Below are 17,559 nucleotides of genomic sequence, written 5' to 3'. Positions count from 1 at the left end.
TTCGCGTGAAACAACAGATACAACTTCGTCGGCGTGAAGCCGACGAGACCGCCGAGCTACCTGCCGACTTGCCGCCATTGCTGCGCCGTTTATACGCCAGCCGCGGTGTGCGCAGCGCGCAGGAGCTTGAGCGTAGTGTGAAAGGCATGCTGCCGTGGCAGCATTTGAACGGTGTCGAAAAAGCGGTTGAAATCCTCTATAACGCTTTTCGCGAAGGAACCCGAATCATCGTGGTCGGCGATTTTGACGCCGATGGCGCGACCAGCACCGCGCTCAGCATTCTGGCGATGCGCGCGTTGGGCTGCAGTAACGTGGACTACCTGGTGCCTAATCGTTTTGAAGACGGTTATGGCTTAAGCCCGGAAGTTGTTGATCAGGCCCATGCCCGGGGCGCTCAGCTGATTGTCACCGTCGACAACGGCATCTCGTCCCACGCGGGTGTTGAACATGCCAGAACGCTGGGGATCCCGGTCGTTGTGACCGATCACCATCTGCCTGGGGACACGCTGCCGGGCGCTGAAGCGATCATCAATCCTAACCTCCACGATTGTGAATTCCCGTCTAAATCGCTGGCTGGCGTTGGCGTGGCCTTCTATCTGATGCTGGCGCTGCGCACCTTCCTGCGTGACAAAGGCTGGTTTGATGAACGAGGAATTGCGCCGCCGAACCTGGCGGATTTGCTCGATCTGGTTGCGCTTGGTACGGTGGCTGACGTGGTCCCGCTGGATGCCAATAACCGCATTCTGACGTGGCAAGGCTTAAGCCGTATTCGTGCCGGAAAGTGCCGCCCTGGTATAAAAGCGCTGCTGGAGATTTCCAATCGCGACCCACTCAAATTGGCTGCTAGTGATTTAGGTTTTGCCCTCGGGCCACGGCTGAATGCAGCGGGGCGTCTGGACGATATGTCCGTTGGTGTGGCGCTGTTGCTGTGCGACAACATTGGTGAAGCACGCGTGCTGGCCAATGAGCTGGACGCACTCAACCAGACGCGTAAAGAGATCGAGCAGGGTATGCAGGCGGAAGCGCTGACTCTGTGTGAAAAGCTGGAACGCAGTAGCGATACGCTACCAGGCGGTCTGGCGATGTACCATCCCGAGTGGCATCAAGGAGTGGTGGGGATTCTGGCATCGCGTATTAAAGAGCGCTTTCACCGTCCGGTAATTGCGTTTGCCCCGGCCGGTGACGGTACGCTGAAAGGCTCCGGGCGCTCGATTCAGGGGCTACACATGCGCGATGCGCTGGAGCGCCTGGACACTCTTCATCCAGGTATGATCCTCAAGTTTGGCGGTCACGCTATGGCGGCGGGTTTGTCGCTGGAAGAGGCGCAGTTTGAGCGTTTCCAGCAGCGTTTCGGCGAACTGGTAACCGAGTGGCTGGACCCCGCCTTACTGCAGGGCGAAGTGGTGTCTGACGGTGCTCTGAGCGCGGCGGAGATGACCATGGAGGTCGCGCAAATGCTGCGTGATGCCGGACCGTGGGGACAAATGTTCCCGGAACCACTGTTTGACGGGCATTTCCGTCTGCTCCAGCAGCGTCTGGTCGGTGAGCGTCATCTGAAGGTGATGGTGGAGCCCGTCGGTGGTGGACCGTTGCTGGACGGTATTGCGTTTAACGTTGATACCACCTGCTGGCCGGATAACGGTGTTCGCGAAGTTCAGCTTGCCTACAAACTGGATATTAATGAGTTTCGCGGCAACCGCAGCCTGCAGATTATAATCGATAATATCTGGCCACTTTAGCGTCACTTTACACAAAATCATTCAAGCTGCATCGAGGCGGCAAGTGGATGAGTCTCCATAAGCGTACGAGCAGTACGTGACTGGGGCGAAATCGCGCAGCCAACAAAGAGGCAGCTTGAAGGATGATGTGTATATTCGCTATAAAAAAGGGTGTGGATTAGTTACAATCCCGCTCTTATAACCGCATTTTGACTAGTCCAATAAAAGAAATCAGACAATGTTTGAAATTAATCCGGTAAATAACCGCATTCAGGACCTCACGGAGCGCTCTAACGTTCTTAGGGGGTATCTTTGACTATGATGCCAAGAAAGAGCGTCTGGAAGAAGTAAACGCCGAGCTGGAACAGCCGGACGTATGGAACGAACCCGAACGCGCGCAGGCGCTGGGTAAAGAGCGTTCCTCCCTTGAGGCCATCGTTGATACGCTCGATCAGATGAGCCAGGGCCTGGAAGATGTCTCCGGCCTGCTGGAACTGGCTGTAGAAGCCGACGACGAAGAAACCTTTAACGAAGCCGTAGCAGAACTTGATACGCTGGAAGATAAGCTGGCCCAGCTGGAATTCCGTCGTATGTTCTCCGGTGAATATGATAGCGCAGATTGCTATCTCGATATTCAGGCTGGCTCAGGCGGTACGGAAGCACAGGACTGGGCAAGCATGCTGATGCGTATGTACCTGCGTTGGGCTGAAGCGCGTGGCTTTAAGACTGAAATTATTGAAGAATCTGAAGGTGAAGTGGCGGGTATTAAATCCGTGACCATCAGAATTGCTGGCGAATATGCTTACGGTTGGCTGCGTACTGAAACCGGTGTACATCGCCTGGTGCGTAAAAGCCCGTTCGACTCCGGCGGTCGTCGCCATACGTCGTTCAGCTCTGCGTTTGTCTACCCGGAAGTTGACGATGATATTGATATCGATATCAACCCGGCGGACCTGCGTATTGACGTTTACCGCGCTTCTGGTGCGGGCGGTCAGCACGTTAACCGTACCGAATCTGCGGTGCGTATCACCCACATCCCGACTGGGATTGTGACGCAGTGTCAGAACGACCGTTCCCAGCACAAGAACAAAGACCAGGCCATGAAGCAGATGAAAGCGAAGCTTTATGAACTGGAAATGCAGAAGAAGAATGCCGAGAAACAGGCGATGGAAGATACTAAATCAGATATCGGCTGGGGTAGCCAGATTCGTTCTTATGTCCTTGATGACTCCCGCATCAAAGATCTGCGTACCGGGGTTGAAACCCGCAACACGCAGGCGGTGCTGGATGGCAGCCTGGATCAATTTATCGAAGCAAGTTTGAAAGCAGGGTTATGAGGAACCAACATGTCTGAACAACACGTACAGGGCGCTGACGCGGTAGCCGACCTTAACAATGAACTGAAAACGCGCCGTGAGAAGCTGGCGAGCCTGCGCGAGCAGGGGATCCCCTTCCCGAACGATTTCCGTCGCGATCATACCTCAGACCAACTGCATGCTGACTTCGATGCAAAAGAAAACGAAGAGCTGGAAGCGCTGAACATTGAGGTTTCCGTTGCTGGCCGTATGATGACCCGCCGTATTATGGGTAAAGCATCATTCGTTACGCTGCAGGATGTTGGCGGCCGCATTCAGCTGTACGTTGCTCGCGACGATCTGCCGGAAGGCGTCTACAACGAGCAGTTCAAAAAATGGGATCTGGGCGATATCCTCGGCGCGAAAGGTAAGTTGTTCAAGACCAAGACCGGTGAGCTGTCTATCCACTGTACCGAGCTGCGTCTGCTGACGAAAGCGTTGCGCCCATTGCCGGATAAATTCCACGGTCTGCAGGATCAGGAAGCGCGCTATCGTCAACGCTACCTGGACCTCATCTCTAACGATGAATCCCGCAATACCTTTAAAGTGCGTTCACAGATTATGGCGGGTATCCGTCAGTTCATGGTTGGTCGTGGCTTTATGGAAGTAGAAACCCCGATGATGCAGGTGATCCCAGGCGGGGCGGCAGCGCGTCCGTTTATCACCCATCATAACGCGCTGGATCTGGACATGTACCTGCGTATCGCGCCGGAACTGTACCTCAAGCGCCTGGTGGTTGGCGGCTTCGAACGCGTATTCGAAATTAACCGTAACTTCCGTAACGAAGGCATCTCTGTTCGCCATAATCCAGAGTTCACCATGATGGAACTCTACATGGCTTATGCGGACTACAAAGATCTGATCGAACTGACCGAATCGCTGTTCCGTACGCTGGCGCAGAACGTTCTGGGAACGACTGAAGTGCCTTACGGCGAAGAAGTCTTTGACTTTGGTAAGCCGTTCGAAAAACTGACGATGCGCGAAGCGATTCAGAAATACCGTCCGGAAACCAACATGGCCGATCTGGATAACTTCGATTCTGCAAAAGCGATTGCGGAATCTATCGGCATCAAAGTTGAGAAGAGCTGGGGTCTGGGCCGTATCGTGACCGAAATCTTTGAAGAAGTTGCAGAAGCGCACCTGATTCAACCGACCTTCATTACCGAGTACCCGGCAGAAGTTTCTCCGCTGGCGCGTCGTAATGATGAAAATCCGGAAATCACCGATCGCTTCGAATTCTTCATTGGCGGACGTGAAATCGGTAACGGCTTCAGCGAGCTGAACGATGCAGAAGATCAGGCGCAGCGTTTCCAGGATCAGGTTAATGCCAAAGATGCAGGTGACGACGAAGCGATGTTCTACGACGAAGACTATGTTACCGCTCTGGAACACGGTCTGCCGCCGACTGCGGGCCTGGGCATTGGTATCGACCGTATGGTTATGCTGTTCACAAACAGCCATACTATCCGCGACGTAATCCTGTTCCCGGCAATGCGCCCGGTTAAGTAAGATGTGAAATGCCGGATGGGGGCTGATGCCTTATCAGGCCTACGATGCGTTATGTAGGCCTGATGGGCGTAGCCCCGTCAGGCAATCAATTCCCGTTGGCAAACTTGCGCAGTAACTCTCGCGCCTTAACATCTGAAACCTGCATTACCATCCACGGGCTAAAAGCCCACGGCGTCGCGTCAATCCCGCTTAAAATATCCTCAAGATTGCTCCACTGGAAATCCATCACTTCATCTGGGTTTAGCTGTAGCTCACTGACGATATGTGCGGCATAAACCGGGCATACTTCGTTTTCCACTATTCCACTCGGGTCCGTTGCGCAATAACGAAAATCAGCATATACGGGGCTGAGTGAGTCGATGTCTGCACCCAGCTCGAAGCAAGCCCGGCGGATAATAGCGGCTTCGGTGGTTTCACCCAACTGCGGGTGACCGCAGACAGAGTTGGTCCAGACGCCTGGCCAGGCTTTTTTGTGCAGCGAACGGCGGGTGACCAGCAGTTGACCCTGCTCGTTAAATATCCAGCATGAGAAAGCAGAGTGCAGGGGGGTTGTGGCGGTATGCGCCGCATACTTTTCCAGTGTTCCACAGGGCTGGCCCTGCTCATTCAATAAAATGACATGTTCCTGTCGCATAGCGTCCACCATCAATCTTAAGCATTCACATTATATGCTTTATTAAGTCAGAATGATTAACAGAGGGTGTGAAATGCCAGAGTCGACGCTTCGTTGCGCGATATGATTTGGCATCCGGTTTCTGGCTGCTATGATAAAGCGTCTGAAAATGTTGCGAGGTATTGTTTTGAGTGCAGGACGCCTGAAGAAAAATGGCCTGAGTATCGCGATGCTGCTGTGTGTCGGTCTGCTGTTAGCAGGCTGTTCCGGGAGCAAGTCGTCTGATACAGGAAGTTATTCCGGCTCCGTGTATACCGTGAAGCGGGGAGATACGCTATACCGTATTTCGCGCGCCACCGGGACCAGCGTAAAAGAGCTTGCACGCCTGAATAATATTTCACCGCCCTATACCATTGAAGTGGGGCAAAAGCTGAAGGTCAGCGGCGGCGCGAAAACCAGTTCAGGCTCTGGCAAAACAACTGCGAAATCCTCAACCAAAACGGCGGCGGTCAGACCATCTTCGTCCGTACCGCAGTCCTCCTGGCCACCGGTCGGACAGCGTTGCTGGCAGTGGCCTGCCAGCGGTAAAGTGATTCTGCCTTATTCAACCGCGGACGGCGGCAATAAAGGCATTGATATCTCAGCTGCGCGCGGTACGCCGATTTATGCCGCCGGAGCCGGAAAGGTGGTTTATGTCGGTAATCAGCTGCGGGGTTACGGTAATCTCATTATGATTAAGCACAGTGAGGACTACATCACTGCGTATGCGCATAATGACACGATGTTGGTGAACAACGGTCAAAACGTGAAAGCCGGGCAGAAGATCGCGACGATGGGCAGCTCGGATGCGACCACGGTGCGGCTGCATTTCCAGATCCGCTATCGGGCGACGGCTATCGATCCGCTGCGTTATTTGCCACCAAAGGGCAGTAAGCCAAAATGCTGACGGTGAATTAATCGCCAGTCAGTCAGTCAGTCCCTTGCCAAGAAGAGCGTAAGGTTTATAATCCCTTACGCACTCCAATGCGGGCGTAGTTCAATGGTAGAACGAGAGCTTCCCAAGCTCTATACGAGGGTTCGATTCCCTTCGCCCGCTCCACGACTTACTTCTCACTGACTCTCCTGATTCAATTATCCTTCGTAATCTCAATGTGTTTCTTTGTTTAACGGTCAGACAGACTCAATGCGCGACTATGCAGGCTAAAGCGATTGTGGGAGACGATAGCCCCCCTGGCGGGAGATACCTCATATGAAACTAACTATCCACAGGGGCCAAAGAGAAATCTTTGACGCTCTCGGATAGTAGAGCCTTGTATATGCTGGTTAATCCTTTCAATTCGCGATACTGGTGTCTTAAATATCGCATTTCCCCCCGTGGTACAAAAAATCAACTATCAATCAATTGAATTTATTTAAGAAATTTTAAGAAGTATATTTGATTGTCTGTCTGAAAATATATCAACGTTAATACAGGTCACGTAGTTAATTGTTAGATTATAATTCCAAAGTTATCTTTATTTAACACGATATAAGATTGGTCATTCTTCATAAATAAGTAATGTAGTTTTTTTGTAGGTCAATTTTCTCTAATCGGCAGTAACAGGTTTTAAATGGTTTAGACTTGGTATGATTTTACCTGGATAAACATGGTGACATCTATTTTGTTAAAAACATCTTCAGGAGTTTAATTACTGCTGATAATTTCTTAAGGTGACTAGTTTTGTTCTCATTATCCGGTCACGAAATTATGTAGATACACAAAAATATACGAGTCAGTTTAGTACTTTGTACCATTTTGAATGCTTGCTATGCCGGGGGGCTCGTTAGCCTTGTGTATATTATGTCATTGTTGTTGAAAAATATAGCAAATATAGTTAGATAGACTTCAGTTGTACTGATTAAAATCTCACACGGTATAGCTAAGAATTTAAAGGTAGAGACATGGGTGACAATTCAGTCAGGCTACCTTTAACCCCAGTATGTATGCTGGTAATTTGTAAGAAAATGTTTCCTTGTGTTTTGAGAATTTTCTCATTTTGAATAAAAGATGAAAGTGCGGTTTCACAGGTAGTGCTAATAATACAACCAATAATCGTATTAAAATGCCGATATCCATTAGTAATTCAAATCTAAGAATGAGTGATTGATAGCTTTTAGCTATGAATGGCGAGGGGTTGATATCACATCCTTGTTGTGTAAAAGTTCATCTCATGTATTTAGCAATATTAATAAAATCAATTACTCGATTGTTAGGTATTTTTTAGAGGGTCGGTGTGCTTAAAAGTAGACACTTACCTTTCCATGGATGAAATAGAGTTTTTTGAGGTTATGGAGGCTTCATGAAGTATCAACATTTCTGGCCACCTAATGATATTTACTTTGGGGGTGGTGCCGCTAGTGTTATTGATGAAATGTCACTGATTACAAACGAAAGAAATTATTTATTCGTGAATCTTAATCAATATAGCTTACGTAGCACCTTGGTTTTTTTCTCACGGAATAAAAATATCAATAAAATCATAATCATCATTTCCAGCTCACGGTTGATGCCTTTGGCTCTTTTTTGGTTGGATAATATCAAAAATGTTATTGCTGTTTTCGATACCTCAACATCTGTGTCGGAGATGATTAAGAAAATAAGCCTATATCGACGAAATGGTGACAAGATAACGGCAGGGCGAAGGGAATGTAACTTTAAGATTAGCAACAAAGATATCATGAAGATGAAGTACTTCTTAACCGAAAGCGGTATGGAGGAGCTTCAGGATAGATTTATGAACTCGCCGTCAACATTGTATCGTTGGAGAAAAGAGATCGCCCTTAAATTCGGCGTGCGAGACCCTCGATATCTTCTATTGCCAGAATAAAATGCTATGCGTTTTCTCATTAAGAATTACAATTAAAGATCCGATCTTTAATTGTTGTTTTAGAACGGATACTGCATACGACCTCCATTTAACTAAAATTAGGAAATATAAAATTTCTAGCCTTGCTTAGACTAGAAACTGTCGTGATTTCGATAAGAATAGATACGCTGGCTAAGAACGTCAGGGGCGGTAGCGTTCCAGAAAACATCTGGGATTTATTTAAAGTTAATAATTATTAAATAAGGGACTTATCAGTAATGATCAGCAAAGATGATGTAAAAATTGCCATTATTGGACTCGGGTATGTTGGCTTACCATTGGCTGCTGAATTTGGGAAAATTCGTCAGGTGGTTGGTTTTGATGTTAATCATAAACGTATACTCGAGCTAAAAGAAGGGATCGATGTCAATCTCGAAACCACAGAAGAAGAGCTACGTGATGCTCGCCATCTGACGTTTACCTCATCAATTGATGAAATCAGAGAATGCAATTTTTACATCATTACCGTCCCGACGCCGATCAACGATTATAAGCAACCAGATCTCACCCCTTTGATTATGGCAAGTGAAACTGTTGGCAAAGTACTGAGGCCGGGGGATATCGTGGTGTATGAATCTACGGTATATCCAGGGTGTACTGAAGAAGAATGCGTGCCGATCCTTGAGCGTATGTCAGCGATGACATTTAACAAAGACTTCTTTGTCGGATATAGCCCAGAACGCATCAATCCCGGCGATAAAAAATATCGTCTGACAACTATCAAGAAAATCACCTCTGGTTCAACTGCAGAAACGGCCTGTCTGGTTGATGAGATCTATCGACAGATCATCACGGCAGGAACGTACAAAACGGAAAGCATTAAGATCGCGGAAGCGGCAAAGGTGATTGAAAATACCCAACGCGATCTCAATATCGCGCTGGTAAATGAATTGGCGATTATCTTTAACCGATTAGAGATTGACACTGAAGCCGTACTGCGAGCAGCGGGAAGTAAATGGAACTTCCTGCCATTCCGTCCTGGACTGGTTGGTGGTCACTGCATTGGCGTCGATCCCTATTATCTGACTCATAAATCTCAGGGCATCGGTTACTATCCGGAAATTATCCTCGCGGGTCGTCGACTGAACGATAATATGGGTAACTATGTTTCGGGACAGTTGATCAAAGCCATGATCAAAAAAGGGATTAATGTTGAGGGTTCTAACGTTCTGATTCTGGGGTTCACCTTTAAAGAAAACTGCCCGGATATCAGGAATACCCGCATTATCGATGTTGTAAAAGAGTTGGGCAATTACAGCTGTAATGTTGATATTTTTGACCCTTGGGTGGATGCTGAGGAAGTCGAAGAGGAATACGGGATTATACCTGTATCGGAAATCAAGGCGGCTTCTTATGATGCCATTATTGTTGCCGTTGGCCATGAGCAGTTTAAGAAGATGGGGAGTACTGATATTCGTGGCTTTGGAAAAGATAAACATGTGCTTTATGATTTGAAGTATATCCTTTCGCCTGAGCAGTCAGATGTGAGGTTATAATCATGACAGCCTATGATGAATTAAAAATACAACTCGTTCTTGAACCAAAACGTTGGCTTATTACTGGCGTAGCAGGTTTTATCGGCTCTGGATTATTAGAAGAACTACTCTATTTAAATCAAACAGTAATTGGGTTGGATAACTTTTCAACTGGCTATCAACATAATTTAGAGGATGTGCGTGCCGCTGTCAGTGAAGAACAATGGTCGCGGTTTACCTTTGTTCATGGGGATATCCGGTCGTTTGCCGATTGTCAGGCTGTTTGTGAGAATGTCGATTACGTTTTACATCAGGCCGCTCTGGGAAGCGTACCTCGTTCCTTGCAGGATCCTATCACGACAAATAGCGCTAACATTGATGGTTTTTTAAATATGTTGACGGCGGCGAGAGATGCACATGTATCTGGTTTCACCTATGCCGCAAGCAGTAGTACTTATGGTGACCATCCCGATTTACCTAAAATTGAGGAACGGATCGGCCGGCCATTAAGCCCGTATGCGGTTACAAAATACGTCAATGAATTGTACGCCGAGGTGTTTGCTCGCAGCTATGATTTTAACACTATTGGCCTACGCTACTTTAATGTATTTGGCCGCCGCCAAAACCCTAACGGAGCATACTCTGCAGTCATTCCTCGCTGGATACTATCGCTTCTTAAAGATGAACCAATTTATATCAATGGCGATGGTTCAACAAGCCGCGATTTTTGCTATATAGAAAATGTGATTCAGGCAAATTTATTATCAGCAACGACTAATGATTTAGCCTCAAAAAATAAAGTCTATAATGTGGCTGTTGGAGACAGAACTTCGCTAAATGAGCTTTATTATCTCATCCGCGACGGGTTGAATTTATGGCGGGACGAACAAATTAGTGCTGAACCAATTTATAAAGATTTTCGTGACGGTGACGTTAAGCATAGTCAGGCAGATATTACCAGAATAAAAACATTTCTTTCATATGAGCCTGAGTTTGATATCAAAGAAGGACTTAAGCAGACTCTAAAATGGTATATCGATAAACAGACTGCTTTGTATTCCTGAGTATAACTACTCACTTTCTTTTCACGTGGATGAATTTAATGAAATCGTCAGAGATGTTTACGCTTACCGCCATTGGTAGTTGCCGTATCGCGAGTCCGGTAAAAAGAGCTCAGCCTTATTTTAATTTTAAGGCTAATTTTAAGAAAATATATGGGTTTACGCATACGAGCAGCGAGGCATTACAGCAGGTCCGTTTTATTTTGGGATTGATAGATATTCCTGAAAAGGTCCGGCCTTTTATTTTTAGAACTGCTGTAAATTATTCAAAAACCGACGTTCATAGTCGTTCTGATTTCTATATCGTTGAGATTTCAAGTCAGAAGAAGATTATGGCCTATGGGTTGTGCTTACAACAAAATTATATAACTCGTCATTTTTATGAGTTTTTTAGCCAAACAGAGCGGGCGCGTGTGTACTGGTCGCTGGCCACGCAAGGGAATCAACACAAACTGCTGGCCTATCTCAAAGACGATCCCTGTTTTGCCGGAATGTCGGAAGACGATCGTGCCTTATTAAGCAATATTAATGTTGAGCAGATGGATGAGCATGCTATCGAACAGGATATGATGGAAATCATTCAGCTTCTTGGTCGCGATCGCGTTATGTTTATGACCCATGTTGATGCTGTGACTCGTGCTGGAACCGTCATTCAGTCCCGCAGTCGGTTGATTAAAAATGTCGAGACCATCGCCGCCAGGATGGATATTCCCTGCGTTAACCCGACAAATTTGATGGAAAAGTGGGGGCAGAAACGAGCCCTGGAAAAAAATGGCGACGATCTTACTCATTATACCGACATGTTTGGTGATGCGATCGTTGCGGCTATTTTTAAGGGAGTGATCAACAATACTAAGCATCATCTTGATGAGAGGCGGCAAGAGAAACAAGACCAAATACGTGAGATTACATTATCGATCACTAAGCTGCTTGCCGATGGCGACATTATTGCTGCATCACAGCAACTTTTTGCCGCATTAAGAAATCAGCAGCAAGAGCCCGTTCTGATCCAACTTCGGTCCGTAATCTTCAGCCGTTTAGGTTATTATGAACAGGCTTATCAGGATATTAGTGATGTTGAGAAAATTATCGGTACGACGGACAGTACATTACGTTGTCGGCTGAGGTCTCTGCATGGATTAGCGCGTTGGCGGGAAGCCTTATCGACGGCCGAGATGATGCTTTCCAATGAAATTGAAGATGAAGAAGTCCTTACCGTTGCCGCCGGCTCAGCCGATGCTTTACAGCTGTTTGATAAGTCATATCAATACTGGAAAAGTGTACTGTTATTGAATCCTGAAACCCAAAGCGGATGGGTTAATTTCCTGAGCAGCACGCAATATTTCAATGATGGCAACGCATTCTCCGAAGCTTTCCATGCCGGCATTCAATCGCAGCGCCTAAATGATGCGTTTATGGAAACAGCGTTATCTTTGGCAATCAAATTCAGTGATGAATTGATTTTCAAGCATGCGCTTGAGCAGTTACTCCGCCATGAGTCAGAATTTGCGCTGACGGTATTGTCGACGATTCATGATACCGGTCTCGTCATCCACGCAGCTTTCTGCATCAAGAATATGAGCTATCATCAGGCGCTTAGCACCTCGTATAAAGATAAACTCCACGACGTTTTTGTGGCATGGAACAATACCGCGCTGTCGCTACATTCGGTTGATGATTTTGTCTCACTGAGTACTTCGCTGGTGTACACCTTCTCTGCATTTATGGTTTATCCCCATGCACGTATTTCTCGCTTTAATAATGAAGTTAAAACGGCATGGCGCGAGAAATTAAGAGAAATGTATGAGCGTGAGGATTATGAAAATATCCTGGTAGGGGCGAAAATTGTGTGGCCACTTCTGGAGTTCGATCCTGTTAGCACCGTATATTGTGCAAGAACGCTGGTGAATCTTGGTGCCTGGAAGGATGCGTGCACGTTGGCCCACATGACCTTGATTCGTAACTCGAACATTACCAGCCTGCAGTCGATTATGTTACGCAGCATACGTCATATTAACGACATTCCGTTCCTCATTGATTTGATTGCTAACGTCATGAGCATTTCTCCATCATTCCAGAATGCCTCGATGAACGAGCTGTTTGAGAAAGAGTGTCGCAATGTTGCAACCAGAGCCCTTAAATATGTACGCCAGAAGAAAACTGAAGGGCGTCTGGATGAAGCATTGTCTGTATTGATTAGCCTGAAACGAATTGATCCTGATGTTTCTCGCCTGATGCGTGAATATAAGCAAATTATCAGATTATTTAATGAGTCACTGAAGGATGGCGGCAGCACTATCGCGTCTTATGAACATCTGGATTATGCGAAAAAATTACTCGTTTTTGATAGCGAAAATGCCTATGCCTTGAAATATGCCGCATTAAATGCAATGCATTTACGCGACTATACCCAGGCTTTGCAGTATTGGCAGCGACTGGAGAAAGTGAATGGGCCAACGGATCCGGTGACAAGGCAGATCTCGACCTGCATAACCGCATTACAAAAAAATACATCAGGGAAGTCGTAATGATTACGGAGGAAGAAAAGTTAGCTGCGCTAGGGAAAACGCTTTTAACATTGAAACAAGAGAGGAAGCTTGCGCAAGCTATTGCGTTAATTGACAGTGAATTACCGGCTGAGGCTTTAACTTCATTAGCGATGCTAAAAAAAGCAGAATTTCTTCATGATTTCAATGAAACGGCGCGTGCATACGCGCTCTACGAAACGCTAATTACACAAAACAATGATGAAGCACGTTATGAGTATGCGCGTCGTTTATATAATACGGGGCTAGCCAAAGATGCGCAGCAAATTCTTAAAAAGGTTAGCACTGGCGTGCAGAAAAAATATAACAATTATTTAGGCAAAATAAATAAGATCTGCGATTTGCTTGAACGCCTTGAAGGGGAAGCGATCCCTGTGGGGACCAACACCCGTATTATTGCAATGAAGCATGCCATCTTGTTCTATCGAAATCGTCAGCCGCGGCAGCTTCCCGTCGGATCTTTTGGTCGCCTTGCGCTCTGTACAGGCTCGCTAGGTAGCGGCGGTGCAGAGCGTCAGATTTCCAGGCTGGCTATTGAGATCGCCAGAAAATATCGGCAACAGGGGAAAATTGGCGGCCTGAAAGTAGAAGAGCCGGTAGAGCTCATTATTCGCTCCCTGGCACCGGAACTCAGGCAAGACTTTTTCCTGAAAGAAGTGCTGGAAGAACAGGTCGAGGTGCTTGAAATCGCGAAGATTACCGGAAACTTCTTTGACGATGCGACAATAGAATCTCCGGAGTTGCGCTTATTGCTCTCTCATCTGCCGCCGGTGTGTAACTACGGCATCAAGCATCTGGTCCCCCACTTATGCGAGCGCAAGCCGGATTATCTCTCCGTTTGGCAGGATGGCGCTTGTCTGATGATTGCGCTTGCAGCGCTGATTGCTGGCGTGCCCAGAATTCAACTGGGATTACGTGGCTTACCGCCGGTGGTGAGAAAGCGTCTGTTCAAGCCGGAATATGAGCCTCTTTACCAGGCGCTGGCGGCCGTGCCTGGCGTTGATTTTATGAGTAACAACCATTGTGTGACCCGCCATTATGCCGACTGGCTAAAGTTGGAGGCGAAGCACTTCCAGGTTGTATATAACGGCGTCTTACCGCCATCTACCGAGCCCTCTTCTGAGGTGCCACATAAAATCTGGCAGCAGTTTACGCAAAAAACCCAGGATGCGGACACAACTATTGGTGGCGTTTTCCGCTTTGTAGGCGATAAGAACCCTTTTGCATGGATTGATTTTGCAGCACGCTATTTACAGCACCACCCCGCCACACGCTTTGTGCTGGTAGGCGATGGTGATTTGCGCGCTGAAGCGCAGAAACGCGCCGAACAGTTGGGGATTCTGGAGAGAATACTATTCGTTGGCGTCTCGCGTGACGTGGGGTATTGGCTGCAAAAAATGGACGTATTCATTTTGTTTTCGCGTTATGAAGGGCTACCCAATGTGCTCATTGAAGCACAAATGGTCGGGGTGCCGGTGATTTCAACCCCTGCAGGCGGATCGGCAGAATGCTTTATTGAGGGTGTTTCGGGTTTCATTCTTGATGATGCGCAGACGGTCAATCTTGACCAGGCTTGCCGCTATGCAGAACAGTTGGTCAATTTATGGCGCAGCAGAACCGGTATTTGCCAACAGACGCAGTCATTTTTACAAGAACGCTTCACCGTTGAACATATGGTGGGAACGTTTGTACAAACCATTGCCTCTCAGCCTCGTTAATTAATGGGCAGCATTTTTTCAGCTATTTCATTTATAAAATAAGTTATGAAAAAAATTATTATATTGTTAACGACGTTTTTACTGCTTTCGGGATGCACTATTCCCAGGGCGGTATTTAAATCCAGCCTGATTAATCAGGACGATCCTCATTATCATCTGGTTGAAGTCACACCGACATTAAAACTGAGTGATGCCGATACTGTGCCGAAAACTATTGTCGATCCGGTCTTTGCCGAAAATAACTGGCACTGGACATCTTTGGCTAAAGGCGATGTGCTGCATATCACTATTTTATCCTCGGGCGGGGCGGGGTATTTATCCAATAACGCGAGCGGCGACCGGGCGGATTTTGAAAATATTCTTGTGACTGACGGTAATATCGTTCAGGTGCCTTATGCCGGGATCATTCCGGTTACCGGGCTGGATGTGACACAACTGGCTGAAGAGATCAGAAAGCGACTTTCGCGCGTTGTCCTGAATCCTCAGGTGCTGGTGACGCTTACCGCCCGCACCGGAGCCATGGTGACGGTCGAGGGCAGCGGGAAAACGGGTCGCTACCCTCTCGAACAGAGTATGAATCGTCTTAGTCATTTTTTGGCAACGGCGGCGGCAGTAGAAAATACCAGCGCAGAGATGATGGAAGTTCACGTGACGCGCCAGCAGCATTATTTCAATGCGCGACTGTCAGATATTTATCAGTATCCCGGGTTGGATATTGTCTTACAGCCGGATGACCGTATCACTCTGCGTCAAGTGACCGAGTATGTTAATGTGCTCGGCGCGGCGGGTGTTCAGGGGAAACATGCTCTGGTTCAGCGTCATTCCAGCGTAGTGGATGCTTTGGCGCTGGCGAAAGGATTAAACGACAATCTTGCCGATCCGCAGGCGGTTTTTCTGTACAAGCATGACGAAGCGGAGCAAGCGAAACAGCAGATGCGTAAACTGAATATCTATCATGTCGATATGAGCCAACCTGACTCGGTGTTTTTAGCACAGGCCATGCGGGTGGAAGACGGCGATGTTATCTATATCTCGAACGCCTCTTTGACTGATTTCGCTAAGGTGAAAGCCGCATTCGATAGCTTTTTGATCCGCGGCTCTAATTCTTTCTAACGTCGCCATATGAATATTTTGAAAAATAATACTTATTATTTTATGAAACTCATTACCGTCTGTGAGTTAATCATTTTGTTAATGTCACGCGATATCAAAACACGCTATAACGGTAATTTGCTAAACTATATGATGGTGCTGGCCGTACCACTGGTATGGATAACCATTACCGTTATTTCTTTTCAATATTTAAATCGCACCGTACCAATATTTACTGACGATATCAGCTTTGTTATTGCAGGTATATTACCGTATCTGTTATTTCGTTATACCATTACCGCAACCATGCGTACCCGTTCATTCTCCACATCGTTGGCGGTTGTCTCGCAGGTTAAGAAAAGACATGTGATTTTTGCTCTTGCCGCAGTCGAATTTGTTAATGCGGTTATCATTTATATTATTGTTTCATTAATTAACTTTCTTATCTTCTCCCGCTGGGAAGCCCAGAAACCGATCCTGATTTTTGAAGGGATGGTTATCGCATGGCTTCTGGGGTTATCGTTTGGTTACTTTTGTGACGCACTGTCTGAACGGTTTCCGCTGGTCTACAAAGCCGTTCCTGTGGTGCTAAGACCGATGTTTTTGATTTCAGCTGTCTTTTATACGGCGAATGAATTGCCCTATTCATTATTGAGCATATTCAGCTGGAACCCTCTACTTCATGCTAATGAGATAGTCAGAGAAGGAATGTTTGAGGGATATAACTCCTTGTACCTTGAACCTCTTTACCCTCTGGCATTTTCCGCAACGTTATTCCTCGCGGGCATCATTTTTCACCTGATTTGTGACACTGAAAATCACTGACTTTGGCTTCAGGAGAGACGCGTTCGTGTTCGGTTTATTAGGTTGTACACGCTATTTTGAGTCTGATAAGGGCCCGCGGGTGGTCCTTGATAAAACAGATTTTGTCATGGATTACCATGAGCATATCGGTATTCTGGCGGCCCCTGGTTCAGGCAAAACGACGCTAACCCGATTGCTGTGCGGTATAGATGCTCCTGATGAAGGGGATTTTATTGGGCTACGGGGTGATGCGCTCCCACTGGGGGCAAATGCTTTTGTTCTGCCGGGGTTAACCGGCGAAGAGAATGCGCGCATGATGGCCAGTCTTTATGGCCTGGATGGCGATGAGTTTTCACATTTCTGCTATCAATTGACCCAGCTTGAACAGCGCTATACCGACAGGGTGAGTGAATATTCTGTCACGATGAAAGCGCATCTGGCATTTGCCATTAATTTACTGCTTCCCTGTCGCCTTTATATTGCCGATGACAAGCTGTACACCGGGGATAATACCTCACAGTTGCGTATGCAGGCGGCGCTAGCTTATGAGCTGCAACAGAAAGGGTTGATTGTGCTAACGCGCAACCCTCGGCTTATTAAAGAACACTGTCATGCGTTTGGCGTACTGCTGCATGGGAAAATTACGATGTGTGAAGATTTAGCACAGGCATCTGCGCTTTTTGAACAATATCAGTCAAATCAGGCGATGCTTCAAACTGATAATTATTCCTTTGATATATAAATAGAAAATATACGGATAGA

At 47.0% G+C, this 17,559-nt stretch carries 13 protein-coding genes and 1 tRNA gene; 13 read left to right on the top strand and 1 reads right to left on the bottom strand.

The features are described 5' to 3' along the window. Window positions 1-5: 5 nt before the first annotated feature. The 3 genes from recJ (at window position 6) to lysS (ending at window position 4,582) form a co-directional block, all read left to right on the top strand. Entirely contained in the window at window positions 6-1,739 is a 1,734-nt protein-coding gene (recJ, locus tag OGV52_RS16495; protein WP_016157413.1) for a single-stranded-DNA-specific exonuclease RecJ, read from the top strand. Between the two features lie 217 nt (window positions 1,740-1,956). Beyond that, window positions 1,957-3,055 (top strand): peptide chain release factor 2 gene (gene prfB / locus OGV52_RS16490; RefSeq protein WP_100250065.1). Its coding sequence is split into 2 segments (ribosomal slippage): window positions 1,957-2,031 and window positions 2,033-3,055, totalling 1,098 coding nucleotides; the frame shifts between segments, so codons are not numbered across the junction. Between the two features lie 9 nt (window positions 3,056-3,064). Then, window positions 3,065-4,582: a lysine--tRNA ligase gene (gene lysS, locus OGV52_RS16485; protein ID WP_005123357.1), complete on the top strand. Its 1,518-nt coding sequence runs from the start codon at window positions 3,065-3,067 to the stop codon at window positions 4,580-4,582. An 85-nt stretch (window positions 4,583-4,667) separates the two neighbouring features. Here lysS and idi read toward each other — a convergent pair whose 3' ends face one another. Beyond that, window positions 4,668-5,216: an isopentenyl-diphosphate Delta-isomerase gene (idi, locus tag OGV52_RS16480; protein ID WP_235117300.1), complete on the bottom strand. Its 549-nt coding sequence runs from the start codon at window positions 5,214-5,216 to the stop codon at window positions 4,668-4,670. Window positions 5,217-5,382: 166 nt separating this feature from the next. On the opposite strand from idi, the gene actS reads away from it, so the two are divergent. From actS to vexC, 10 genes are all read left to right on the top strand, one after another. Next, window positions 5,383-6,141 (top strand): amidase activator ActS, encoded by a 759-nt coding sequence (gene actS / locus OGV52_RS16475; RefSeq protein WP_047502233.1) that lies wholly within the window; start codon window positions 5,383-5,385, stop codon window positions 6,139-6,141. 79 nt (window positions 6,142-6,220) lie between these two features. Beyond that, window positions 6,221-6,294: transfer RNA gene (locus OGV52_RS16470), tRNA-Gly, on the top strand. Between the two features lie 1,240 nt (window positions 6,295-7,534). Further along, the gene (locus tag OGV52_RS16465; RefSeq protein ID WP_047499323.1) at window positions 7,535-8,062 is read left to right on the top strand and encodes a Vi polysaccharide biosynthesis protein TviA; all 528 of its coding nucleotides are present in this window, start codon (window positions 7,535-7,537) and stop codon (window positions 8,060-8,062) included. A 257-nt stretch (window positions 8,063-8,319) separates the two neighbouring features. Further along, on the top strand, window positions 8,320-9,597 hold the full coding sequence (gene tviB / locus OGV52_RS16460; RefSeq protein WP_016157409.1) for a Vi polysaccharide biosynthesis UDP-N-acetylglucosamine C-6 dehydrogenase TviB: 1,278 nt from the start codon (window positions 8,320-8,322) through the stop codon (window positions 9,595-9,597). A 2-nt stretch (window positions 9,598-9,599) separates the two neighbouring features. Beyond that, window positions 9,600-10,640, top strand: coding sequence for a Vi polysaccharide biosynthesis UDP-N-acetylglucosaminuronic acid C-4 epimerase TviC (tviC, locus tag OGV52_RS16455; RefSeq protein WP_141875615.1), 1,041 nt, complete (start codon window positions 9,600-9,602; stop codon window positions 10,638-10,640). A 29-nt stretch (window positions 10,641-10,669) separates the two neighbouring features. Beyond that, window positions 10,670-13,165, top strand: coding sequence for a Vi polysaccharide biosynthesis protein TviD (gene tviD, locus OGV52_RS16450; protein WP_152607523.1), 2,496 nt, complete (start codon window positions 10,670-10,672; stop codon window positions 13,163-13,165). Beyond that, window positions 13,165-14,901: a Vi polysaccharide biosynthesis glycosyltransferase TviE gene (gene tviE, locus OGV52_RS16445; protein ID WP_047499327.1), complete on the top strand. Its 1,737-nt coding sequence runs from the start codon at window positions 13,165-13,167 to the stop codon at window positions 14,899-14,901. The genes tviD and tviE overlap by 1 nt, the downstream gene beginning before the upstream one ends. A gap of 45 nt (window positions 14,902-14,946) precedes the next feature. After that, complete coding sequence (vexA, locus tag OGV52_RS16440) at window positions 14,947-16,014, top strand: Vi polysaccharide ABC transporter protein VexA (RefSeq protein WP_047499329.1); 1,068 nt, start codon at window positions 14,947-14,949, stop codon at window positions 16,012-16,014. A 9-nt stretch (window positions 16,015-16,023) separates the two neighbouring features. Then, window positions 16,024-16,818, top strand: coding sequence for a Vi polysaccharide ABC transporter inner membrane protein VexB (gene vexB / locus OGV52_RS16435; RefSeq protein ID WP_047499331.1), 795 nt, complete (start codon window positions 16,024-16,026; stop codon window positions 16,816-16,818). Between the two features lie 25 nt (window positions 16,819-16,843). Then, on the top strand, window positions 16,844-17,539 hold the full coding sequence (vexC, locus tag OGV52_RS16430) for a Vi polysaccharide ABC transporter ATP-binding protein VexC (RefSeq protein ID WP_047499332.1): 696 nt from the start codon (window positions 16,844-16,846) through the stop codon (window positions 17,537-17,539). Window positions 17,540-17,559 lie beyond the last annotated feature (20 nt).

The organism is Citrobacter sp. Cb041, from assembly GCF_030336655.1.
GTDB lineage: Bacteria > Pseudomonadota > Gammaproteobacteria > Enterobacterales > Enterobacteriaceae > Citrobacter > Citrobacter braakii.
Note: the sequence above shows the minus strand (reverse complement) of the source record. Positions and strands in the feature narration are given on the sequence as shown.